12 protein-coding genes are annotated in these 23,784 nt (G+C 71.2%); 7 read left to right on the top strand and 5 right to left on the bottom strand.

Annotated features, from left to right (window positions below; all coding sequences use genetic code 11):
* Positions 1-262 precede the first annotated feature (262 nt).
* The 7 genes from ACIG87_RS20455 (at position 263) to ACIG87_RS20425 (ending at position 6,324) form a co-directional block, all read left to right on the top strand.
* On the top strand, positions 263-1,321 hold the full coding sequence (locus ACIG87_RS20455; protein ID WP_396852323.1) for a class I SAM-dependent methyltransferase: 1,059 nt from the start codon (positions 263-265) through the stop codon (positions 1,319-1,321).
* 83 nt (positions 1,322-1,404) lie between these two features.
* Positions 1,405-2,133, top strand: a complete 729-nt coding sequence (locus ACIG87_RS20450; protein ID WP_396852321.1) for a 2-keto-4-pentenoate hydratase — start codon at positions 1,405-1,407, stop codon at positions 2,131-2,133.
* A 31-nt stretch (positions 2,134-2,164) separates the two neighbouring features.
* Complete coding sequence (locus ACIG87_RS20445; protein WP_396852319.1) at positions 2,165-3,061, top strand: acetylating acetaldehyde dehydrogenase; 897 nt, start codon at positions 2,165-2,167, stop codon at positions 3,059-3,061.
* Positions 3,058-4,122 carry a 4-hydroxy-2-oxovalerate aldolase gene (dmpG, locus tag ACIG87_RS20440; RefSeq protein WP_396852318.1) on the top strand — a complete coding sequence of 355 codons (1,065 nt, stop codon included), beginning with the start codon at positions 3,058-3,060 and terminating at the stop codon, positions 4,120-4,122. Before ACIG87_RS20445 ends, dmpG begins: the two co-directional genes overlap by 4 nt.
* Positions 4,115-4,342, top strand: coding sequence for an acyl carrier protein (locus ACIG87_RS20435; protein WP_396852316.1), 228 nt, complete (start codon positions 4,115-4,117; stop codon positions 4,340-4,342). Before dmpG ends, ACIG87_RS20435 begins: the two co-directional genes overlap by 8 nt.
* 201 nt (positions 4,343-4,543) lie before the next feature.
* Positions 4,544-5,392 (top strand): aminotransferase class I/II-fold pyridoxal phosphate-dependent enzyme, encoded by an 849-nt coding sequence (locus ACIG87_RS20430; protein ID WP_396852314.1) that lies wholly within the window; start codon positions 4,544-4,546, stop codon positions 5,390-5,392.
* A gap of 2 nt (positions 5,393-5,394) precedes the next feature.
* Positions 5,395-6,324: an LnmK family bifunctional acyltransferase/decarboxylase gene (locus tag ACIG87_RS20425; protein WP_396852312.1), complete on the top strand. Its 930-nt coding sequence runs from the start codon at positions 5,395-5,397 to the stop codon at positions 6,322-6,324.
* A 535-nt stretch (positions 6,325-6,859) separates the two neighbouring features.
* Here ACIG87_RS20425 and ACIG87_RS20420 read toward each other — a convergent pair.
* The 5 genes from ACIG87_RS20420 to sbnA are packed head-to-tail and all read right to left on the bottom strand — an operon-like array spanning position 6,860 to position 23,769.
* A complete protein-coding gene (locus ACIG87_RS20420; protein WP_396852310.1) occupies positions 6,860-8,143 on the bottom strand; it encodes an MFS transporter in 1,284 nt (427 codons plus the stop codon).
* A 5-nt stretch (positions 8,144-8,148) separates the two neighbouring features.
* Positions 8,149-15,306 carry an amino acid adenylation domain-containing protein gene (locus ACIG87_RS20415; protein ID WP_396852308.1) on the bottom strand — a complete coding sequence of 2,386 codons (7,158 nt, stop codon included), beginning with the start codon at positions 15,304-15,306 and terminating at the stop codon, positions 8,149-8,151.
* Positions 15,303-21,743, bottom strand: coding sequence for an amino acid adenylation domain-containing protein (locus ACIG87_RS20410; RefSeq protein WP_396852306.1), 6,441 nt, complete (start codon positions 21,741-21,743; stop codon positions 15,303-15,305). Before ACIG87_RS20410 ends, ACIG87_RS20415 begins: the two co-directional genes overlap by 4 nt.
* A complete protein-coding gene (gene sbnB, locus ACIG87_RS20405) occupies positions 21,740-22,750 on the bottom strand; it encodes a 2,3-diaminopropionate biosynthesis protein SbnB (protein ID WP_396852305.1) in 1,011 nt (336 codons plus the stop codon). The genes ACIG87_RS20410 and sbnB overlap by 4 nt, the downstream gene beginning before the upstream one ends.
* A complete protein-coding gene (gene sbnA / locus ACIG87_RS20400) occupies positions 22,744-23,769 on the bottom strand; it encodes a 2,3-diaminopropionate biosynthesis protein SbnA (protein ID WP_396852303.1) in 1,026 nt (341 codons plus the stop codon). Before sbnA ends, sbnB begins: the two co-directional genes overlap by 7 nt.
* Positions 23,770-23,784 lie beyond the last annotated feature (15 nt).

Genomic DNA, 23,784 nt, shown 5'->3' with positions numbered 1-23,784 from the left:
CCTGCCACCACCGCGTCCACCCGCCGGTCACCAACCAGACCGGGCAGCTCGGCCCGTGCTCCGTCGACGCCACGGCACGGCACGAACCACCATGAAGAAGCACCAGGACACGTAGCAAATATCCACTGCGCGACACCAGCGGCGACAATTCGCCACGGCATGCCGGACGCGACGACCGGCGTGGTCGAGTTCTCCGAACATGTGCGCGGGCCGCAGCTTCGCGGCCCGCCACCATCTGCGGCATCGCCGGCCTCCTACGTGGATGGGCGTCGAACCGGAAAAGCAAGGGTCGATTACCGAACAATCGCCGAATCGGCGGGACGTGGGTGAACAAGTGATCAGGTCTGACGTCAGTGAAATCGCCGCGGATCTTGCTGCGAACGCCACTCTTCTGGAGATCGCCGAGAACCTGGGGCTTTCGCCGCTTCTCGATCGTGGGACGCCGTTCACGCTGGCCGAGGCGACGACCGCGGCCGGCGTTCCCGAAGCTCGCACCCTGCCCTTCCTGCGCGCCATGGTCGCCGCCGGGCTGCTGGAGCGCGACGCCGAGACCGGGCCGTTCACGCCCTGTGCGGAGCTCGCGGACCGGCGGTACGAGGCGGGTTACCTCTCCTGGTCGCTCAATGCGAACCGTCCGTACATCGACCACGCCGAGCGGTTCCTGCGCGAACCGGAAGCGGCCGGCCGGCAACACCAGCGCGACGGCCGACGCGTGGCGGTCTCGTCCCGCTGGATCGGCTCGCGCGGCTTCTATCCCGGCGTGTTGTCCGAGATCGTCGACCGCAAGCCCCGGCGCATCGTCGATCTCGGCGCCGGCGCGGGCGCGCTTCTGATCCGGCTCCTGACCAAGCTGCCCACCAGCACCGGCGTGGCCCTGGACCTCAGCTCGGGGGCGTGTGAGGAGGCCGAACGCGCCGGTCGCCGCGCCCAGGTGGGCGACCGGCTCACGGTGGTCAACCGGTCCGTCGAGTCGCTCGTCGACGACCCCGGTCCACTCGACGGCGCGGACGTCGTCCACGCCGGCTTCGTCATGCACGACGTCGCGCAGACTCCCGAGGTCTTCGCGGGTGTCCTGCGGGCGTGCCGCGAGCACCTCACCGACGGCGGCTGCCTGGTGGTCACCGATGCGGTGCCGTATGTGGACACTCCGGCCGAGCGCGCCTTCAGCGCCCTGTTCAGCTACCTCCACGAAAGCTCGATGGGTGTCCGGCTGCCAGCCGAGGAGCAGTGGTGCGAACTCTTCCGGCAGGCCGGATTCTCCGACGTGACCAGCACCCCCCTGGGGATGCCCGGCAGCCGCCTCTTCGTGGCCACGCGATGAGCCGGAGCGGCGGATCACCGGCCCTGGCGGAGCACGACGCCGAGCGCATGGCCATGGCCCTGTACGAGGCGCGGAGGAGTCGCGTGCCGATCGCTCCGTTCACCGACGCCTGCCCCACGCTCGACGCGGCGGGCGGATACGCCGTCCAACGTAGGCTGACCGAGTTGCTGGTCTCCGACGGCGAGCGGGTGATCGGCTACAAGGCGGGGCTCACCTCCGCCCCGATGCAGAAGATGTTCGGGGTCGACGCCCCGGACTACGGCCCGGTGTTCGCCTCGACGGTCCACCCGGACGGCACGCGCTTCGCTCGTGGCGACTTCATCTCGCCGAAGGTGGAAGCTGAGATCGTCTTTCGGCTGGCGAGCCCGTTGACCGGTCCTGGTGTCACCGTGGAGCAGGCCCACGCGGCGATCGGCGAGGTCGTCGCCGGTCTCGAGATCGTCGACTCCCGGATCACGGATTGGCGCATCCGGCTGGGCGACACGATCGCCGACCTCGCCTCGAACGGCGCAGCCGTGCTGGGACGCCCGGTCCCGGCCCGCGCGGAGCTGGACCACCGGTCCGTGCGCATGGCCTTCCGCCGCAACGGGGAGCTGATCGCGTCCGGCCGGGGCGCCGACGCTCTGGGCGACCCGGTGGCGGTGGTGGCGTTGCTGGCGAACCTGCTGGGCGAGAGCGGCGTCACGCTGGAGGCCGGGCAGTTGATCATGACCGGTGCCCTGCACGCCGCGGTCCCGTTGAGTCCCGGTGACACCTACACCGCCGAATTCGATCATCTGGGCACGGTCACTCTGCGAGTGGCGAATGAGTAGTCACGACCCGGGTAGGAAGGCGAACCCCTCGATGAATGCAGAACGACGGCTGTCAGTTGGGGTGCTGGGCGCCGGGCTCATCGGCGTCGACCTGGCGATGAAGGTCGAGCGGTCCGCCGTACTCGACCTTCGCCTCGTCGCCGGCCGGACGGCCGAAGGTTCGGGCCTCAAGCAGGCCGCTCGGCTGGGGCTGCCGGTCGCGAGCCGGGGCCTACCTTCACTTGCCGACCTCGACGAACCGCTCGACGTGGTCTTCGACGCCACCAACGCCAGTTCGCACGCCGAGCACGCCGAGGCGCTGGCGCCGCTCGGCACGCTGCTGGTCGACCTGACGCCCAGCCGGATCGGGCGCATGGTCGTCCCCACCGTGAACGGCGCGGACATCGGCGCTCACCGCGACCTCAACATGGTGAGCTGCGGCGGCCAGGCGTCGGTGCCGATCGTACGGGCGATCGCACGAGCCCACCGCATCGAATACGTGGAGGTGGTCGCGACCGCCGCGACGCTCAGCGTCGGCCGCGGGACCAGGCTGAACCTCGACGAGTACGTGGAGACCACCCAGGACGCGCTCCGCGAGTTCACCGGCGTCGGGGACGTGAAGGCCATCCTCAACATCAGCCCGGCTCGTCCTCCGGCGACCTTCAGGGTGGCCATGTCCCTGGTCGGCGAGGGGCTGACACACGATTCGGTGCGCCCACTCGTGGCGGCGGCCGCCGCCGACGTCCGTGCCTTCGCCACCGGCTACACCGTGACGAGCTGCCTCGTGCACGACAGCACGGCGTTCATCGCCGTGGAGGTGACCTCTACCGGCGACCAGATACCCGCCTACGCGGGCAACCTCGACATCATCAACTCCGCAGCGATACGGGTCGCCGAGCGTTGTGCGGTGGAACGCCGGTCGATCGAGGTCCTGGAGGTGGCGTCATGAGCCGGCAAGCCGCGCAGAGTTCGCCGGGACAACCGATCCTGATCCACGACCCGACGTTGCGGGACGGACACCACGCCGTCCGCCACCAGCTCGGGCGGGAGCAACTCCGCGCGTACGCCAGGGCCGCGGACGCCGCCGGGATACCCGTCGTCGAGGTGGGGCACGGCAACGGCCTGGGCGCCTCGTCCCTGCAGGCCGGCCGGGCCCTACTCAGCGACGAGGCGATGCTGTCGGTGGTCCGGGATGCGTTGACGACCAGCAAGCTCGGGGTGTTCATGCTGCCGGGCTGGGGCACCACCGAGAACATCCGGCAGGCCATCTCCCACGACGTCGACCTCGTCCGTATCGGCACCCACTGCACCGAGGGCAACCTGGCCGAACGGCACCTCGGGCTGCTGCGCGACGCGGGCGTCGACGCACACGGTGTGCTGCTGATGAGCCACATGGCGAATCCCGAGCGCCTGGCCGAGGAGTGCGCGCGGCTCGTCGGGTTCGGCGCGACCGGCGTGGGCATCCTCGATTCCTCCGGCTACTACCTGCCCACGGATGTGACCACGCGTATCACGGCCATCCGGTCCGCCGTCGACGTGCCGGTGATGTTCCACGGGCACAACAACCTCGGTATGGCGGTGGCGAACTCGATCGCCGCCGCCGAGGCGGGCGCGACCATCCTGGATGCCTGCGCCCGGGGGTTCGGCGCGGGGGCCGGCAACACGCAGCTGGAAGTTCTCGTGCCCGTGCTCGAACGGCTGGGCTACGACACCGGCATCGACCTCTATCGACTGCTGGACGCGGCGGACATCGCCGAGCGGGAGCTGATGCCCGCGCCGCCCACCATCGACTCGATCGGCGTGGTGAGTGGTCTCGCCGGGGTGTTCTCCGGGTTCAAGAACCGGGTGCTGGACGTCGCCGCCCGCGAAGGCGTCGATCCGCGCGACGTCTTCTTCGAACTGGGCCGCCGGCAGGCGGTGGCCGGACAGGAGGACCTCATCGAGGAGGTGGCGCTCAACCTGCGTACCGGGGCCACGGGCCGGGATGAACGGATGGCAAGCCATGTTTGACCTGCTCAAGACCATCCTGGTCGAGGACCTGCAGATGCGGACCGAGGACGTCGTCGCCACGGCCGATCGCGCCGAGGTGGGACTCGACTCCCTCGCCGTGGTCGAGCTGTCGGCCCTGCTCAGCAAGCGGCTGGACATCCAGGTCGCCGACTACGAACTGCTGGAGCTCGCGACGGTCGGTGACATCGCCGATCTGGTCGCGGAGCGCTGTCGTGCGTGAGGCCGCGGGACCGACCGCCGGACCGCCCCTTGCCGTCACGCGGGCACTGTCGCGCAACGAGTCATCGCACCGCCCGTTGCCGGACATCGTCGCCACGGTCGCGGCGAGCGGCCGGGACGTCAACCGCTATCCCGACCCGGCGTGTGCCGAGCTGACCCTGGCGCTCGCTCACCGGCACGGTGTCGAGCCGGATCGGGGGCGGTGGGCGCCGGGTCCTGTGCGTTGCTCCAGGCGCTGTTCCAGCTCGCCGGGCCGGGCGCGACGGTCGTCTACGCCTGGCGATCCTTCGAGTACTACCCGGTCCTCGCCGGCCAGCTGGGGATCCACTCGGAGCGGGTGCCGCTGGCCGACGACGCCCACGACCTCACCGCCATGGCCGACCGCATCACCTCCACCACCCGGTTGGCCGTCGTCTGCAATCCCAACAACCCCACGGGTACGCTGGTCGGCCCGGATCGGCTGCGCGCGTTCCTCGATCGTGTCCCGCCGACCTGCCTGGTGGCCCTCGACGAGGCGTATTTCGAGTACGTCGACGAGCCGGTCGGGACCGGCGGCCTCGCGCTGTGCGACACGTATCCGAACCTGGTGGTCCTGCGCACGTTCTCGAAGGCGTACGGCCTGGCCGGGCTTCGGGTCGGCTATCTCATCGGCGACCCGCGCGTCGTGGCGTCGCTGCGCGAGATGTCGCTGCCCTATGCGGTGAGCGGGCCGGCCCAGCACGCGGCAGTCGCTGCCCTCGGCCTCGAGGAGGTGCTCCTGACGCGTGTCCGGGAGACGATCGCCGAGCGTGCCCGGGTGCGGGCGGCCCTGCTGGCCGACGGCTTCGTGGTTCCCGCCAGCCAGGCCAACTTCCTGTGGCTCGGGCTCGGCGAGAACGCGGGCCCGTTCGGCCGGTGGTGTGCACGGGCCGGCGTCGAGCTGCGGGTCTTCGACGGTGACGGCGTCCGGGTGTCGATCGGTTCGCCCTCGGACAACGACGCGTTCCTCGCGGCGGCACACCAGTGGCGCATCCGCGACGCACCGGAATCACTCACGACTGGAGCGGTGTGATGATGTCAGAGAACACAGCCTTCTCCCGGAAGGTGGTCGTCGCGCCGGGAATGTGCAGCGGTGGCTCACTGATCTTCGGGCGGATCGGTGACTGGACGTGGGAGTCGGTGGCCGAGGCCTGCCACACCAACGTGCACGCCGCCCGTACCGCCGAGGGCCAACCGACCTACCTTTCGTTCTACTACTACCGGGTGCGTGGCGGGAAGGCCGTCCACCCCCACGGCCTGGCCTTCGGCGACGAGCTCGAGGTGACGTCGAGGGTCTTCCAGTTCGGCTCCAGCTCGGTCCTCACGTTGCATCGGCTCGCGCCCGCCGGCTCCGGCCTCGGCACCGCGTTCCTCGATCCGACGGAGGTCTACGAGACGCCGAATCCGGAGTGCATGTACGCGGAGACTCTCAACCGGTGGATCGCGCGTGGCCGTCCGGACAGCAACCGGGTCCTCACCGAAACCGTCCCCCACGACTTCGACTACGCCGATCTGCCCCGACTTCCCAATCAGTTCTCACCGCGTACGCTCGTCGGCCGCGCCCGTCACACGGGCAGCTTCTGCACTTCGGGGCCGCCGGGCTTCACGGTCACCGGGGAAGCACAGTCCTTCGAGTACGCATTGGACGCCGTACGGGACATCAACGGCGCCGGGCTGGTCTACTTCGCCTCGTACTTCTCGATCTTCGACACGGCGCTGTTGCGTCTGTGGCGCGGGCTCGGCCGCAGCGAGCGGCAGTTCCTCCAGCGGCGGGTGATCGATCAGAAGGTGGGCTTCTTCGGCAATGCCGACCTGGGCTCGCTCTTCACCATCACCGCGCGGAGATGGCAGAACGTCGCCGACCCGCTCTCCGAGATCGCCGACCTGGAACTCCGCGACTCCACCACCGGTCGGCTGCTGGCCGTCGCGGCGATCGAGACGGAAACGCCGTCGACGCCGGCATGAGGACGGCGTCGGCGACAGCCGGTCAGCGCGGCTGACCGGCTGTCGCCGGCATTCGAGCTCACCGGCGGCCGAGCAGTGGCCCAGGCCGATCCGACCCGACAGACCAGCCCGGCCGGCACCCACAGGCCACCACATGGGCGCGGTTGCGAACCCGCAACCGCGCCCGTCAGTCGTGGACGACGTTCCCAGTGGTCGCATGGCAGCGGTGACCGGGCGATCGTCGCGTTGCCCCGGCCCTCGGCGGTCGACACGAGCACCTCGGCAGCCGGCGCCGGCGAGCACTCCGGTCAGCGCCTCAGGTGGCAACCGGATCTCCCCGCACCGGAACCCCCGCACCGGACCTCCCCGCACCGGGCCGCCCGCAACGCGGCGAGCGCCGCGTCGGGCCCACTACCAGGAGCCCGTACCCGCGGCGCTCTGCCGGGTCGTCACCACGGTGAGTCCGGGTGGACCCCGACCACACCCTCTTGAACGGTTCCGCGGAACCAACCGGGCACTGTCGCCTCGCTGTTCGCCGCAGGCGGGCCCGAGCGGGCTACCGCGCAACTGCCGTCACCTCCTGCACGCTGGTCAGCGCCCCGGGACCGAGACGCCGCAGCGCCACCACCAGGTTGACCGCCGCGAGGGTGGACAGGGTCGCGAGGACGAGCAGGGTCGTCGTCACACCGAAGCGGCCGATCGCCATCCCGCCGGCGAGGAAGCCCAGCGGGCCGGCGATGTTGCTGATGGTCATGACCGCCTGGATCACCTTCGCGCGGATGTCGGCCGCGAACCGGGTGGCCAGGATGCTGAAGAACGGGGCGTTGGACAGCGGCAGCGCCGCACCGGACACCGCGAGCGCGGCGACCAGGACCGGCACCGGCACGTCGAACAGCAGCACCCACCACGGCACCACGAGTTGGAAGGCGGACAGGCCGAAGACCAGCGCCGGGGACAACCGGCTGCCGATCAGATAGCTGATCGCCGCCCCGACGATCGCACCGGCGCCGAAGCCGGAGAGCAGCAGCCCACCGACCTTGGCATCGCCACCGAAGCGGTCGAACGCCAGCAGCGGCAGCGCGAGCATCAGGACCCGCAGCAGGAAGCCGAAGCTGACGGTCGAGACCATCACCCGTCGTAGGAAGTCGTCCCCGCGCACCGCGCGTACACCGGCCAGGACTCCGGTGTGGGCCGTGGTGGTGTGCTGCTCCTGCTGTGGTGACGGCGGCGGTTCCGTCCGCCAGGTACGCGGGACGAACCACCACAGCAGCAAACCGGACAACGCGTAGGTCGCCGCGTCGAACCACAGCACCCGCTCCGCGCCGAGCGTCGCGATCAGCACGCCCGCCACGGCCGGTCCGGCGAGCGCGGCGACGTTGAAGCACCCCTCCAGCACGCTGTTCGCCCGCATCAGCGCCTTCGGGTCCGGACCGGCGAGTTCGGTGGCCAGGTCGCGTTGCGCGGCGAAGTAGGGCACCCCGAGCACGCCGATCACCGCGACGATCGCCAGGAGCAGGGGGAAGCTGAGCCGATCCACCGCGGCCAGCACCGGTACCGCCGCGATGGCCCCGGCCTGCGCGAAGTCGGCGACCACCATGGTCCGGCGTGCGCCGAACCGTTCGATCACCTCGCCGCCCACGAATCCGAGCAGCGCCATCGGCAACACCGACACGGCAAAGAGCAGACCTGCCTGCGGTGCCGAGCCGGTCCTCTCCAGGACCAACCACGGCAGCGCGAGCGACGTCATCTGAGTCCCGAAAGCGGAGCCGCTGCCGGCGACATACACTGCCGCGAGCGCCCGTCTGGCGGGGGCCGGTCCGGGCGGTTGCGCGGCACGCATCCCGTTCACCGTCGCCCGGCCGGCTTGTCGATCAGCGCCGTCACGATGCGGGCGAGGTCCGCCACGTATTCCTTCATGACCGAGAAGTGCTCACCCTTCATCCGATGGACCCCCACCCCGGCGGTCCGTTCGCGCCACCGCTCCAGGTAGTCGCTGAAGCTCTGCCCGGAGCTGACGACCTCGTGCGCGCCCAGCGCCAGTTCGTCGCTGACGATCAGATCCAGGTGACCGGCGTACGGGCGGTCCCGGTAGGACAGCACCATCTCCATGACCTCCTCCCACATCCGCGCTGCGGGCAGCCACATCGTTCCCGCGCCGCGCTCGGGCAGCGTGATCCCGTCGTTGCCGACGATGTCGTCCACGATGTGTTCGAGCAGCGCCAGAGTCTCCTGCCGAAGCACCGACGTGTCCTCGTCCGGCGACGCCGCGTCGAGCCGCTCCAGGTTCGTCACACACTGCTTGATCAGGGAGTACTCGTCCCAGAGGTGCTCCTTCTGCCAGGCGTCCTGCCCCGGGTCGAGCAGGATGAAGGTGACCTCCTCACCGTCGGCCATCAGCCGGTTGGCCATCTCGCTGCTCACCCCGCTGCCGCCACACCAGCTGAAGATCCGGTACGGCCCGTGCGGGACGGCCGCCCGCAGCTCTGCGACGTAGCGGTCCGCCATCTCCTCCGTGGACGGGACCAAGCCGGTCGACGGGTCACGGCCCGGCCATTCGAAGGCGATCACCGGCAGATCCGGGTCGAGGTGTTCGGCCAGCCGCCGGTACCAGTGCGCGCTGCCGCCGCCGGGATGCACACACACCAGTGGGGGCTTGTCACCGGTACGGCGCAGCCAGAGCATCGCCGTGGCCGGCAGCCGCCTGCGATCGATGGACTCGGCGAGCGCCGCGAGCGTGCGGTGCTCGACGAAGGATCGCACCGTCGTCTCGATGCCGTGCCGGTCCCGCAACATCGCGATCGCCCGCAACGTCAGCAGTGAGTGCCCACCGAGGTCGAAGAAGTCGTCGTCCCGGCCGACGCGGGGCAGGTGGAACACCTCGGTCCAGACTTCGGCCACGGCCAGTTCCGCCGGGGTGCGCGGCGCGCTGTACTCCCGTGCCGACGCTCCCGCCACCGGCCGGGGCAACGCGGCCCGGTCGAGCTTCCCGTTGTTGTTCAACGGGAGCCGGTCCAGGCGCACCCAGGCCGTCGGGACCAGGAAGCCGGGCACCCTGCTCCGCATCAGGTCACCGAGCCGGGCGGGGTCGGTCGGGCCGTCCTCGTCGAGGACGACGTATCCGACGAGCTGCTTGATCCCGTCCACGCCCTGGTACGCCGCCGCCGCGGCGGCCCGCACCGTGGGCAGCTCGGCGATCGCGGCCTCCACCTCGCCCAACTCGACGCGGTGTCCGCGGATCTTCACCTGGTGATCGCGCCGACCGATGAAGTGGACGGTGCCGTCCGGGTCCTGGCGGACGATGTCCCCGGTGCGGTAGAGCCGGTTTCCCGGTGAGTCCCCGGACGGGTCCGGCACGAAGCGTTCGGCGGTCAGGTCCGGACGGCCCCGGTAGCCGCGCGCGACGCCCGGACCACCCAGCAGCAGCTCACCGGGCACGCCGAACGGGACCGGGTCGAGGTTCTCGTCGACGACCTGCACGGAGGTGTGATGGATCGGCTTCCCGATCGGGATGACATCGGTGACCGCGGGCAGCGGGATCCGCGGGTGGACGGTGGCGAACGTGGTGCTTTCGGTCGGGCCGTACCCGTTGCTGACCACCACGCCGTGCTCCATCGCCTTCCGCACGTGCAGCGGAGACAGCACCTCACCACCGACCACCACCTCCCGCACCCCGGCCAGCGCCTGCGGCCGAACGTCCAGAATGGTGCTGAAGAGGCCGGTGGGCAGGCACAGCACGGTCACCCCGTGCCGGCGCAGGATCTCCTCGAGCTCGGCTGCGGTCGGCGTCTCCGGGGAGACGACCAGCCGCGCCCCGTTGCACAGCGCGCCCCAGACCTCGAACGTCGACGCGTCGAAGGCGAGCGTGCCGGCCTGCAGCAGGACCTGGTCGGCGTCCAGCTGCGCGTACTCCTGGCCGTGTACCAGCCGTACGACGCCTCGGTGCGGGACCATCACGCCCTTCGCGCGGCCGGTGGATCCCGACGTGTACGTGATGTAGGCGAGGTTCTCCGGTGCCAGTGTCACCTGTGGCGCGGTGATCGGCCGGCTGCCGTCCGACCACCAGCCGGAGTCCAGGCTCAGCGTGGTCAGTCCGGCACGCGCCGCGAAACGGTGGGCGTGGTTCGGCCCGCTCACCAGGATCCGGGTGCCGGATTCGTCGAGGAGGTACTCGATGCGGCCGTCCGGATACTTCGGGTCGAGCGGCAGGTAGCAGGCGCCGGCCTTGAGGATGCCGAGCAGCGCGACCACCGCGTCGATCCCGCGGTCCATGCAGACCGCGACCGGCGTCTCCGGGCCGGCGCCGTGCTCGCGAAGCGCCCACGCCAGCTGGTTGGCCCGGACGTCGAGCTCACCGTAGGTCAGGCGCGACTCGCCGCACTCGACCGCGACGGCGTCCGGCCGGGCGTGTGCCTGGGTCGTGAACAGGTCGGTGACGCACACCTCGGGCAGGGCGGGCCAGGTCTGCTGCGGCACGGTGAACCGGTGCGCCGGGGTCGAGCCGAGGTCCACCGGATTCGCGCCGTCGTCGGCGATCATCGCGGTGAGCAGTTCGAGGAAGGTCTCTCCCAGCGCGGTCAGCCGCTCCTGCGTCGCCCAGCCGGCCCGGCACTCCAGTCGCAGTTCGCCCGGGAAGGTCAACGTGACCAGGGTGAACTCGTTGGGGCTGTCGTCGACGACCGCGCCGAACACGTCCTGCTGCGCGTCGAGCACGTGGAAATCGAGGTAGGAGAAGATGCCGCTGATCAACGGCGTCCCGGCGCCCCAGGCGCGCTGCATCGCGGGGATCGGGTAGCGCCGGTGCGGCCAGACGGCAAGCTCCTCGGCGAACACGGCGCGCACGAGGTCGCGCCAACGGGGCGTGCGCAGGTCCACCGCGAACGGCACCGTGTTGAGGTACATGCCCATGACCTCGTCGCCGCGCAGCAGTTCGGGCCGCCCGTTGACGACCAGACCGCTGAAGAACCGCCGCTGGCCGGTGATGACGCCGAGCATCGCGAGGTGCGCGGTGTGCAGCACGGCCTTGAGCGAGGTCTGCGTCCGCGCGGCCAGCTCACGCAGCCCCGGTTCGAGATGCCGCCAGGACATCCGCAGCTCCGGGACCGCGCCGTGGCCGGCCGGGGCGGTGTCCGCGGGCAACGTGACCCGGTCGTAGTCGGCGACGCGATCCCGCCAGAACCGCTCGTCCGCCTCGGACGACAGCGATCGCCGTTCCCACCTGACGAAGTCGGCGTAGCGCCCCGGGGGCGGGGGCTTCAGCGCGTCGGTGTCCGCGTCCCGGATCGCCCGGTAGGTGTCCCGCAGCTCGGCGATGAGGGAGTGGTGGCTCCAGCCGTCCAGGATGGCGTGGCACTCCGTGTGGGTCAGCACCCACGTCTGCTCCCCGGTGCGGTGCACGTGCCAGCGCAGTTGCGGGGCGTGGTCGATGGGCAGCGTCGTCGACTTCATCGTGTCCCGGTACCGCTCCAGGATGTCCTGCTGCTCGGCTTCCGGGAGCCCGCGCAGATCGTCGAAGCCCACCTCGACCCGCGCGCTGGCGTGGACGAGTTGCATGGGCTCGGAGTAGCCGGACACGTCGAACGTGGTGCGCAGGATCTCGTGCCGGTCGACCAACCACTGCCCGGCCTCGCGCAGCGCGGCCAGGGAGAACGGGCCGTCGTCGACGATGTCGAAGCTGGTGACGTTCTGGTACGCCGGGTGCGAGCTGTCGACAAGCATCTCGTACACCATGCCGGCCTGCACCTGGCCCATCGGGTAGGCATCGACCAGGCCGGCCGGGAGCCGGTCGCGGTCGGCCGGGCCGATCTGTTCGAACGGGCCGACCAGCGGGTCGTCCGCGTCGGCCGCCGGCCGGTCGGCGAGCGTCGCCAGCTGCGCCGCGGTCTGGTGGGTGAAGATGTCCTGCACCGACAGGCCCAGCCCCGCGCGGCGCAGGGTTCCGATCGCGCGGATGGCGCGGATGGAGTCACCCCCGATGTCGAAGAACCGGTCGTGCACACCGACCCGTTCGACGCCCAGCGCCGCGCCGAGCGCGTCGGCGACGACGCGTTCGGCCTCGGTACGGGGGGCGACGTACGCTCCGGCCGCCCAGGCGCGACCAGGCGTCGGGGCCGGCAACGCGCGGCGGTCGGTCTTTCCGCTGGTGGTCAGGGGCAGCGCGGGGAGCAGCTGCCAGTGGCTCGGGATCATCGCCTCGGGCAGTCGACCGCGCAGGAACGACGCCACGTCACTCACATCGACGTCGGCACCCGCGTCCCGGGCGACGAGGTAGCCGACGAGCTGACCGTCGTGCACCGTGACGGCCACCGCGGACACGCTCGGATGCTCGGCCGCCACCGCCTCGATCTCGCCGAGCTCGACGCGATGCCCGCGGATCTTCACCTGGTCGTCGAGCCGGCCCAGGTAGTCGATGCGGCCGTCCGGCAGGTATCGCACGAGATCACCGGTGCGGTACAGCCGCCCGCCGCCGGACTCCCCGAACGGGTCGGGAACGAACCGCTGCGCGGTGAGCCCCGGGCGGTTGAGGTAGCTGCGGGCCAGTTGCACGCCGCCCAGCAGCAGCTCGCCCGGCACCCCGATCGGGACCGGTCGCAGGTTCTCGTCGACGATGTAGGTGCGCGTGTTGGCGATCGGCCGTCCGATCGTGATCGGCGTCCCGGGCGCGCACCACGCCGCGGTGACGTCGACGGCCGCCTCGGTCGGCCCGTACAGGTTGTGCAGCTGGCAACCGATCCGCTCGTGGACGGCGGCGGCCAGGTCGGCGGGGAGCGCCTCGCCGCTGCAGATCATCCGGCGCACCGACGGCAACGGCCCGGACGATTCGGCCAGGAACACCCGAAGCATGGACGGTACGAAATGCAGGGTGGTGACCTGCTCGGTGGCGATCAGTTCGGCCAGGTAGTGCGGGTCGCGGTGGCCGTCGGGCCGGGCGATCACCAGCGTGGCCCCGGTGATCAGCGGCCAGAAGAACTCCCACACCGAGACGTCGAAGCTGTACGGGGTCTTTTGCAGCACCCGGTCGGAGGCGTCCAGCCGGTACGCGTCCTGCATCCAGCGCAGCCGGTTGACGATCGCGCGGTGCGTGACCACGACACCCTTGGGCCGGCCGGTCGAGCCGGACGTGTAGATCACGTACGCCGGGTGGTCCGGGACCACCGGGACCGCCCCCGCCGGGACCGGCCCGGTGTCGGAGACGGCCGGTTCGGTGTCGGTGAGCACGATCGTGACACCGGCGTCGGCACACATGTAGTCACGGCGCTCGGCCGGGTGGTCCGGGTCCAACGGCAGGTAGGCGCCGCCGGCCTTCTGGATCGCCAGCAGGGCCACCACCAGCTCGGTGCCGCGCCGGCGGCACACCCCGACGATCGACTCCGGCCCGACGCCCGCGTCGACCAGGTACCGCGCCAGTCGGTCGGCTCGCCGGTCCAGTTCGGCGTAGGAGACGTCCTCGCCCTCGAAGCGGACGGCGACGGCGTCCGGGGTACGGGCCACCTGCCGCGCGAACAGCTCCGGCAGCGTGCCGGTCGGGTACGCCACCTCGGTCTCGTTCCACTTCCGCACCACCAGCTGCCGCTCCGCCGGTGGGGACTCGACCAGCCGGCTGATCGGTGCGTCGGGCGTGGCCGCGATGGCGCCGATGAGGGTGGTGAAGTGGGTAGCGAACCGCTCGACGGTGTCCCGGTCGAACAGCGCGGTGGCGTAGTTCAGGAAACCGGTGAGTGTGCCGTCGGGCTGGTCGACGACCACCAGGGTCAGGTCGAACTTGGCGTCGCTCTCGCCGACCGGCAGTTCCTCGGCGCGCAGCCCGCCGACGCGGCGGGCACCGGAGTCTCCGCTGGCCCACAGGAACATGGTCGAGAACAGCGGGGTCCGGGACGCGTCGCGGACGGGGGCCAGCTCGTCCACCAGCCGTTCGAACGGGAGTTCCTGGTGGGCGTACGCGCCGAGCGCCGTCTCCTTCACCCGCCGGAGCACCTCGTGGAAGGACGGGTCGCCGGACAGGTCGGTGCGGAGGACCAGCGTATTGAGGAACAGCCCGATCAGGTCCAGCACCTCGGCCCGGTCGCGGCAGGCCACCGGGGTGCCGACCGTGACGTCGTTGCTCCGGCCGAACCGGCCGAGCATGATCGCGTACACGGCCATCAGCACCATGAACGGCGTCGCGCCGGCCTGCCGGGCGAGCTCGTGCAGGGCTCGGGCGTCCGGCGCGGGCACCGCGAACGGGACCAGGTCGCAGGCGCTGTCCCGGACCTGCGGGCGCGGCCGGTCGAGCGGCAGTTCCACCGCGGTGGCCCCGGCCAACGCCTGCCGCCAGTAGTCGAGCTGGCGGTCCAGCACGGTACCGGACATCGCCCCGCGCTGCCACGCGGCGAAGTCCGCGTACTGCACCGGCAGGGGCGCCAGCGGGGACGGTCCGCCGGTCAGCGCGGCGGTGTACAACCGGTCGAGCTCACGCCACAGCACCTGCTCGGACCAGCCGTCGAAGGCGATGTGGTGCAGGGTCACGACCAGCGCGTGCTCCTCGTCGGCCAGCCGCGCGAGGGTTCCGGTCAGCACCGGCCCGGTCGCGAGGTCGACGGGTGCCCGGTCGTGGGTCATCCAGCCGGCGATCCGCTCGTCCTGCGCGGCGCGGTCGAGGCCGCGCAGGTCCACCTCGTGCAGCGTGGCCGGCTCCGGAGGGTCGATCACCTGGCCCGGTTCACCGTCGACCACCACATAGCGGGTGCGCAGCACCTCGTGCCTCGCCACGATCCCGTCCAGCGCCGCCCGCAGCGCGTCGGGCTCCAGCGGCCCGAACAGTCGAAGGCCGGCGCTGGCCAGATACTCCGTGCCGCCCGGCCGGACCTGGTCGAGAATCCACAGCCGGCGCTGCGCGAACGACAACGCGGGCGGCGTGTCGCGCGGCACCCGGGCGATCCCCTCGTCCGGCGCGGCGGCCGCGGCACCCCCGAGCCTGCGCCGAAGCAGCTCCGCGCGCAGACCGGCTCGATCGATTGTCTCAGTCACAGGCCACCATCCCGGGAAAGCAGTTCGCTCATCTGGGCGTCGGTCAGCTCGTCGAGCTCCGCCGCGATCAGGTCGGTCACCACCACCGCCAGCTCCGCCACGGTGGTCGCCTCGAACAGGCAGCGCAGCGGCACCTCGACGGCGAGGACCGCCCGCAGCCGGGCCAGGACCCGGGTGGCCAGCAGCGAGTGCCCGCCGAGTCCGAAGAAGTCGTCGTCGACGCCGATCCGGTCGACGCCGAGGATGTCGGACCAGATCCCGGCGATGGTCTCCTCCGCCGGGTCGCGCGGTGCCACGAACCCGCGGGCACGGTCGAGCTGGGCCGGTGTCGGATCCGGCAGCGCCGCCCGGTCGACCTTCTTGCTCGGTGACAACGGCAGGGCCGCGACGGTGACCCAGGCCGACGGGATCATGTACGAGGGCAGCGACTCCCGTAGGTACGCCCGCAGCTCGTCGATGTCGGGTCCGGTGTCATGGGGCCACTCGAGGTAGGCGACGAGCCGCTTGTCGCCGGGCCCGACGTCCTTCGCGACGACGGCGGCCGCGGACACCGCGGGGTGCTTGGCCAACGCGGCTTCGATCTCGGCGAGTTCGATCCGGAAGCCACGGATCTTCACCTGGGTGTCGAGGCGGCCGAGGAACTCGACCGTGCCGTCCGGCCGGTGCCGGACCAGGTCACCGCTGCGGTAGAGGCGCGCTCCCGGTTCGGTCCCGAACGGGTCGGGCACGAACCGCTCCGCGGTCAGCTCGGGCCGGTCGTGATAGCCACGGGCCAGGCGCACGCCGCCGATGCACAGTTCGCCGGGAACCCCGACCGGAAGCGGACGCAGCCCCGCGTCGAGCACGTACACCCGGGTGCCGGCGACCGCCCGGCCGATGTGCAGGGTGGCCGTGCTGCGCTCGCCGGCGAGGTCGCCCGACACCGGGTTGAGCATGCAGGTGACGCTCGCCTCGGTCGGCCCGTAGTTGCAGAGGAACCGGCCGGGCAGGCCGGTCGCCGCCCAGCGTTGGGCGTCGGCGACGGTCACCACGTCCGAGCCGACGTTCATGAGCTTCATCCCGGCGAGCCTGTCCACGCCGGACTCCAGCATCTCCCGGTAGTACGCCGGGGTGATCTCCATGATCGTCACGCCGTACCGCTCCAGCTTGGGCGGCAGCTCGCTCGGCGTCCAGAAGACCGGGTCACTCACCACGAGCGTGGCACCGGCGGTCAGGGTGGCGGCGATCTGATCCATGGCGACGTCGAAGGTGAGCGCCGAGAGCAGGACGACCCGCTCGCCGGGGTGGATGCCGTAGTAGTCGGCGATCACCCGGCAGTGGTGCGCGTACGACCGGTGCGAGATCATCACGCCCTTCGGGCGGCCGGTCGACCCGGACGTGTAGATGATGTACGCGAGGTTGTCCGGAACGGTCACCGGTGCCGGGTTGCCCGCTGGCCGGCCACTCGCCCGGTCCCCGTCGTCGACGACCAGCACCGGACGCTCGTGCCCGGCGAACCGGTCGGCGAACTTGCCGGTGGTCACCACCAGGTGCGCGCCGGCGTCGGCGAGCATGTAGCGCAGGCGCTCCGGCGGGTGTTCCGGGTCGAACGGCGCGTACACCCCGCCGGCCTTGAGCACCGCCAGCAGCACCACGACCGGCGCGAACCCGCGCTCGAGGCATGAGCCGACGACGACCTCCGGGCCGACGCCCATCGCACGGAGATGGTGCGAGAGCTCGTTGACCCGCGCGTTGAGCTCGGCGAAACCCAGCTGCTCGTCACCGAACACCACCGCGGTCGCGTCCGGGGTCCGGGCCGCCCACCGTTCGAACAGCTCCGGTACCGAGAGGTGCCGTTCGCCGGGCGGGTCGAGCAGGTCCAGCCGGTCCGCGTCGGGGTCCGGCCACCGGTGCACGATCGTGTGACGTTCCTCGGCCGACAGCAGATCGAACTCGCTGATCCGGGCCTGCGGGTCGGCGGTCACGCCGCCCAGCAGGCGTAGGTACTGCCGGGCGAGGCGTTCGATCGTCGAGCGGTCGAACAGCGCCGTGGCGTACTCGAACCAGCATTCCAGCCGCCCGTCCGGCTGCTCCATCACGGACAGGGTGAGGTCGAACTTCGCCACCGACACGCCGCTGCCCAGGCCGACCGCGGTGCACCCGGCCAGGGTGGCCTCCGAGGTGCCGGCGGTGTGCTGTACCTCGAACATGATCTGGAACAGCGGGTTGCGGGACAGGTCGCGGTCCGGTTGCAGGGCGTCGACGAGGTGTTCGAACGGCACCTCCTGGTTGGCGAACGCCTTCAGGGTGGTCCGGCGGACCCGGTCGACCAGGTCGAGGAAGGGCGGATCCCCGCCCAGGTCGGCCCGGACCACGAGGTTGTTGACGAAGAAGCCGATCAGGTCCTCGCTCTCCGGCCGCGTCCGGGCGGCGACCGGGGTGCCGATCGCGATGTCGGTGCGGCCGGTGTGACGGCCCAGCAGCACGTCGAACGCGGCCAGCAGCACCATGAACAAGGTGGCGCCGGTGCGGTTGCCCAGCTCGCGTACCGCCGCTCCGGTGGCCTCCGGAACGTCGACGATCAGCAGGTCGCCGCGGAGGTCACGGCCGGGCTGGCGGGGCCGGTCGGGGGTCAGCTCGACCGGTGTCAGCCCGGCGAGCCGGGTTCGCCAGTACTCGATCTGGTTGCCGATGGTGCCGTCGGCCTGCCGGTCGCGTTGCCAGGCGGCGAAGTCGGCGTACTGCACCGGGAGCGGCGGCGGCGACCACGGGGTGCCGGCGAGGCCCGCCGCGTACGCCTCGTTCAGCTCGCGCAGGAAGATGCCGAGCGACCAGTTGTCGAAGGCGATGTGGTGCAGGGTGATCGCGACCAGGTGTTCGTCGGCCGCCGTGTGCACGACCGTGACCCGCAGCGGGCGGTCGTGGGTGAGGTCGAACGGCCGGGCGCTCGCCGCGTCGATGATCGCCTTGGCGCGCGGCGCGGCATTCGCGGCACCGGTCAGGTCCACCACGTCGAAGGTCACCGGGCCGACGGGATCCACCAGCTGCAGCGGGACGCCGCTGTCCCCGACGTAGCGGGTGCGCAGCACCTCGTGCCGGGCGCTGACCTGCTCCACCGCGCGGTGCAGCGTCGCGGCGTCCAGCGTCCCGGTCAGGTGGTACACCATCGGGATCAGGTATTCCGCGCTACCCGGCTCGAGCTGGTCCAGGAACCACAGTCGTTGCTGGCCGAACGAGGTCGGCAGGGCGCCGTCGCGGGGCACGGGCACGATCTGCGGTTCGCTGTCGGGTGTCGTGCCCGCGTCGATCGCCGCGGCGACCCGCTCCACGGTCCGCCCGTCGAACAGGGTGGCCACCGTCAGCTCCAGCCCGAACCTGCGGCGCAGCCGGTGCGCGAGCCGGATCGCCAGCAGCGAGTGCCCACCCAACGCGAAGAAGTCGTCTTCCACGCCGACCCGCTCGACCCCGGTCAGCTCGCCCATGACCGTGGCGACGGCCCGCTCGGTCTCCGTGCGTGGCGCGACGTGACCGGGGTCGTCGTCGCGCGGCCGGCTGTCGGGGGCCGGCAGCGCCGACCGGTCGACCTTTCCGTTGGGCAGCGACGGGAGTTCGACCAGCGGGATGATGCTGGCGGGAACCATCGCGGCGGGCAGCCGGGTGCCGAGGAATCCGGACAACACGTCGGGCTCCGCCGTCGCCCCGGCGGCCGGCACCACGTAGCCCGCGAGCTCCAGATCACCGGTGACGGATCGATAGGAGGTGACCACGGCCGCCGCGACCGACGGATGCGCCCGGAGCGCGGCCTCCACCTCACCGGGTTCGACGCGCACCCCCCGCACCTTGACCTGCGCGTCGAGGCGGCCGACGAACTCCAGGGTTCCGTCGACCCGCCACCTGACGAGGTCTCCGGTGCGGTACCACCGCTGACCCGGCCGGGTGGCGAAGGGGTTCGGGGTGAACCGCTCGGCGGCGAGGTCGCCGCGCCCGGCATACCCCCGGGCGAGGCCGACGCCGCCGACACACAACTCGCCGGGCACACCGATGGGCGCGAGCCGGTCGGCGGAGTCCACCACGTACAGCTCGACGCCGGGCAGCGCCGCGCCGATCGGGACCGTACCGTCGGTCCCGCCGCGCTCGTAGCGCCACGCGGTCACGTCGATCGAACACTCGGTCGGGCCGTAGGTGTTGTAAAGCTCCACCTCCAGCACGCCGCGCAGTCGCTCGCACAGCTCGGCCGGCAGCGGCTCGCCGGCGGAGCACACCAGCCGCAGTGCGTCGCAGGCGGCCAGCTCCGGCTCGTCGACCACGGCACGCAGCACGGACGGGACGAGTTGCACCACGGTGATCCGGTACGCCGCGAGGGCACCGACCATCACGGCGGTGTCGCGGTGCGCGTCCTGCGGCGCCATCACCACACAGCCGCCGGACACCAGCGGCGCCAGGAACTCCCACACCGAGGCGTCGAACCCGATGGTCGTCTTCTGCAGCAGGCGGTCGGTGCCGGTGAGCCGGTGCTGGTCCACCGCCCACAGCACCCGGTTCCGGATCCCGCCGTGGGTGACCACGACGCCCTTGGGGTGACCGGTGGATCCGGACGTGTACATGACGTAGGCGGCGTTCGCGGGGTCGAGCGCCACCGGAGGCGGTGGCGCGGCGTGGGCGATGTCGTCCCACTGCTCGTCGAGCACCACCACCGGTGTGCGCCGCGGAATCCGCGCTCGCAGCGCCGTCTCGGTGAGCACCAGTGCGATGCCGGCGTTGTCGATCATGAACGCCAGCCGATCGGCGGGTAGGTCGGGTGCGAGCGGGACGTAGACCGCGCCGGCGGTGAGCGTCCCGAGCAGTGCGACCACGACATCGGTGCCGCGGTGCATGGCGACGCCGACGGGTGTCTCAGGGCCGACTCCGCGGGCGTGCAGGAAGCCGGCCACGCTGTCCGCCCTGGCCATCAGCTCGGCGTAGGTCAGCTGGACATCACCACAGACCACGGCCACCGCCTCCGGCGTGGCCTCGGCCTGCGCCCGGAACAGGTGCGGCAGCAGCGCGTCGGTCGCCTCACGCGGCGTGGGGTGCCAGCCGAGCAGCCGCTGCCGTTCCGCGGCCGTCACGGTCGGCACGTGACGCAACGGTGTTTCCGGCGCCGCCGCGAGGTTCTCCAGGAGCGCCAGGTAGTTGTCGGCCATCCGCTGGACCCGGGCCCGGTCGAAGAGCGCGGTGGGATAGGTCATCCGGGCGACCCACGATCCGTCCGGCTCCTCGGTCATCTGCAGCGACATGTCGAAGGTGGCGCTGAGCACGGGGGTCGGCACCCAGTCGACCTCGATGCCGGGCAGGCGCAGCGGCTCCCCCTGGCCGTTCAGGACCGCGAACCCGACCTGGAAGAGCGGGTTGCGGGACAGGCCGCGGTCCGGCGCCAGTTCGGCGGCCAGGCGTTGCAGGGGCACGTCCTTGTGTTCGAAGGCGTCCAGGGCCGTTTCGCGGACGCGGGCGAGCAGCTCGACGAAGGTGGGATCGCCGGACAGGTCGGTCCGCAGCACCACCGTCTGGGCGAGCGTGCCGATCACCGGCTCCAGCTCGACCCGGTTCCGCCCGCTGGTCGACACCCCGACACCAAAGTCGAGCTGGTCGGCGTACCGGCTGATCAGGAGCTGGTAGACGGCCAGGAACACCATGAACGGGGTCACCCGGGCGGCGCGTCCCACGGCGATGATCCGGGCCGCCAACGACGCCGGCACGGCGAACGCCACCACGTCGCCCGCCGGCTCCCAGACGGCCGGGCGCTGCCGGTCCGTGGGCAGCTCCAGTGACGCCAGTCCGGCCAGTCGCTCGCGCCAGTAGTCCAGTTGCCGGCCGAGCGTCGCGTCGTCCGCGCTCCAGCGGCTCCGCTGCCATTCGGCGAAGTCGGCGTACTGGAGCTCCAACGGCGCCAACGGCTCCGGCGGCGGCTCCCCACCCGGGGCACGGGCCGCGTAGAGCACGCCCAGCTCCCTGGCGAGGATGCCCAGCGACGGGCCGTCGAAGGCGATGTGATGCGCCACGATCATCAGGATCGCGTCACCGGGGGAGAGCTGGACGATGGTCAGCCGCCAGGGCGCGGGCGCGCCCAGGTCGATCGGTGTGGTCACCGCGAACTCGCCGACCTCCCGTACCCGCCGGTCCTGTTCATCCGCCGGGTACCCGCTGAGGTCCACCACGGTGATCTCGGCCGGTGCCGGCTCGTCGATGATCTGCACCGGCTGTCCGTCAACCGTCGCGTAGCGGGTACGCAGAATCTCGTGCCGGCCGACGATCTCGGTGAAGGCCGCGGTCAGTGCCTCCCGGTCCAGCGGCCCGCGCAGGCGGAACCCCCAGTGCAACAGGTACTCCTGCGCGCCGGACCGGACCTGGTCGAGGAACCACAGCTGCTCCTGCTCGAACGACAGTCGGAACTGGTTGCCGGTTTCGAGGATGTCGGTCATGCGCGCACCTGCTGCTCTGTCGGTAGGAACCCATCCACTGTGGTGCCCAGGCCACGGGCCGACGCCGCACGCCGGACCAGGTCGGCCACCGCCAGGTCCAGGCAGCCGAGGCCGAACGGAGAGAACACCGTCACCGCGTCGTCGCTTCTGACGTACCGCTCACCGGACACCAGGATGTCGCCAAGCGAGGAGGAGATGAAGTCGCGGTGACCGGCTTCCTGTTGAGCCAGATCCAATGACGTCGCGGCCCGGCAGACATGGTCCGCGTCATCGACGATGTTCACGCTGGACCGGATGGAGTCGGTGGTGAGGTCCCGCAACGACAGGTGCAGCACCAGCGTTCCCGGGCGGCAGTGCTCGGTGCCCAGGTGCGGGGCGCTCGCCGTCGTCGCCAGGCACACCAGCTTGTGGCGGGCCAGGGCGTCCGCCGCGCTCTCGGCCACGTCGACCTTCAACGTCGGCCAGACCGACCGCGCCTCGGCGGCGAAGGACCGCGCCCGATCGGCGCTCAGGTCGTACAACGTCACCGTGTCCACCGTCGGCAGCACGGTCCGCAGATACCTCAGCACCTCGAAGTTGATCGGGCCGCAGCCGACGAGCGTCACCGCGGATTCCGGGCTGGACGAGGAGAGCGTGGACGCCGCCAGAGCGGCGCTCGCGGCCGTACGCCCCGCCGAGATCGCCGACGCTTCGAGGATCGTCTCCGGCACACCGGTGTGCACCGAGTTCAGGATCATCACGGCCGATGCCCGGTGCATCCCCTGGCTGAGGTTGTTGGGGAAGGACGACACCCACTTCACCCCGCAGGTCGGCGTCGCACCACCCAGGAAGGCCGGTAGCGCGATGATCCGCTCGCGCTCTCCGTCCGGGAAGCGGAGGAAGACCGACTGCGGCACCCGCGTAAGGCCCGACGCATGCGACCGGTACGCCGCGTCCACCGCGGACACCACCTCGCGCTCGCCCCCGTCGAGGACGGCACGGACCTCATCTGCCCCGAGAATCAACACGGCGTCACCTGCATGTCGGGCTCGTTCCACTCGGGCTTGTTCCACAGATGCGCCACGTCACCGAAGGACGTCATGACCCAGTCGTCGTCGTAGATGGTGTCCAGGTACCGCTCACCGCGGTCGGGAAAGACCATCGCGCAGGTGGACCCCGGCCGGATCTGATCGCGCATCTGCTCCAGGCCCGCCACGACGGCGCCCGACGAGCCACCGACGAGGATCGCCTCACGGGCGGCCAGTCGACGGCAGGCCGCGATCGCGTCGAGATCGTCGACCCGGACCACGACGTCGGCCAGATCGCCGCGGTACAGCTTCGGACGCACCGACGCGCCGTGGCCGGGAATCATCCGCCAACCGACCGCCGGGCCGAAGATCGCACTGCCCAACGCGTCCACCGCCACGATGGTCACCGGCAGCTGGTGCATCCGGATGTACTCGGCGCACCCCCGCAGGGTGCCGCAGGAACTCGTGGCGCAGAACAGGTAGTCGATCTCGGGCAGGGCCCGCACGATCTCCCGTACGGTCGTGTGGTGCGCCTGCGGGTTGAGGGGGTTCGAGTACTGGTCCGGGCAGTACGCGTGTTCGATCGAAGCGACGAGCTCACGAACCCGACGGATGCGAACGGGCAGGTACTCACCGGTGGCCGGGTCGACGTCGGTGACCACCTCGACCTCCGCGCCGAGGGCGCGCATGACGGCGATGTTGTGCCGGGTGGTGCGCGGGTCGACCACACAGATGAAGCGGATCCCGTAGTATCCGCAGACCTGCGCGAGCCCGATCCCGAGATTGCCGGAACTGGACTCGACCACCACCGACCGTCCGGGTACGAGCCGCCCGTCACGGATGCGCTCACGCAGCATCTCCAGCGCCGAGCGGTCCTTGATGCTGCCGCCGGGGTTGTGCGACTCCAACTTAGCGAACATCCTGAATGGACTCAGTGGGTCGAGCTTCACCAGCTCGACGATCGGTGTCGCTCCGATGGTCGCCAGCACTCCTGACCCGGGGGGTGTTTGTTCGGTCATAGAGCCGCTCCTCGA

The sequence above is a fragment of the Micromonospora sp. NPDC051925 genome (assembly GCF_044548625.1).
Classification (GTDB): domain Bacteria; phylum Actinomycetota; class Actinomycetes; order Mycobacteriales; family Micromonosporaceae; genus Micromonospora.
This window is presented reverse-complemented; position numbering and strand designations above follow the sequence as displayed.

Coding starts and splice junctions, on each gene's coding strand:
- ACIG87_RS20455 (WP_396852323.1), top strand. CDS start 263: ATGGGCGTCGAACCGGAAAAGCAAGGGTCGATTACCGAACAATCGCCG.
- ACIG87_RS20445 (WP_396852319.1), top strand. CDS start 2,165: ATGAATGCAGAACGACGGCTGTCAGTTGGGGTGCTGGGCGCCGGGCTC.
- dmpG (WP_396852318.1), top strand. CDS start 3,058: ATGAGCCGGCAAGCCGCGCAGAGTTCGCCGGGACAACCGATCCTGATC.
- ACIG87_RS20435 (WP_396852316.1), top strand. CDS start 4,115: ATGTTTGACCTGCTCAAGACCATCCTGGTCGAGGACCTGCAGATGCGG.
- ACIG87_RS20425 (WP_396852312.1), top strand. CDS start 5,395: ATGTCAGAGAACACAGCCTTCTCCCGGAAGGTGGTCGTCGCGCCGGGA.
- ACIG87_RS20420 (WP_396852310.1), bottom strand. CDS start 8,143: ATGCGTGCCGCGCAACCGCCCGGACCGGCCCCCGCCAGACGGGCGCTC.
- ACIG87_RS20410 (WP_396852306.1), bottom strand. CDS start 21,743: ATGACCGACATCCTCGAAACCGGCAACCAGTTCCGACTGTCGTTCGAG.
- sbnA (WP_396852303.1), bottom strand. CDS start 23,769: ATGACCGAACAAACACCCCCCGGGTCAGGAGTGCTGGCGACCATCGGA.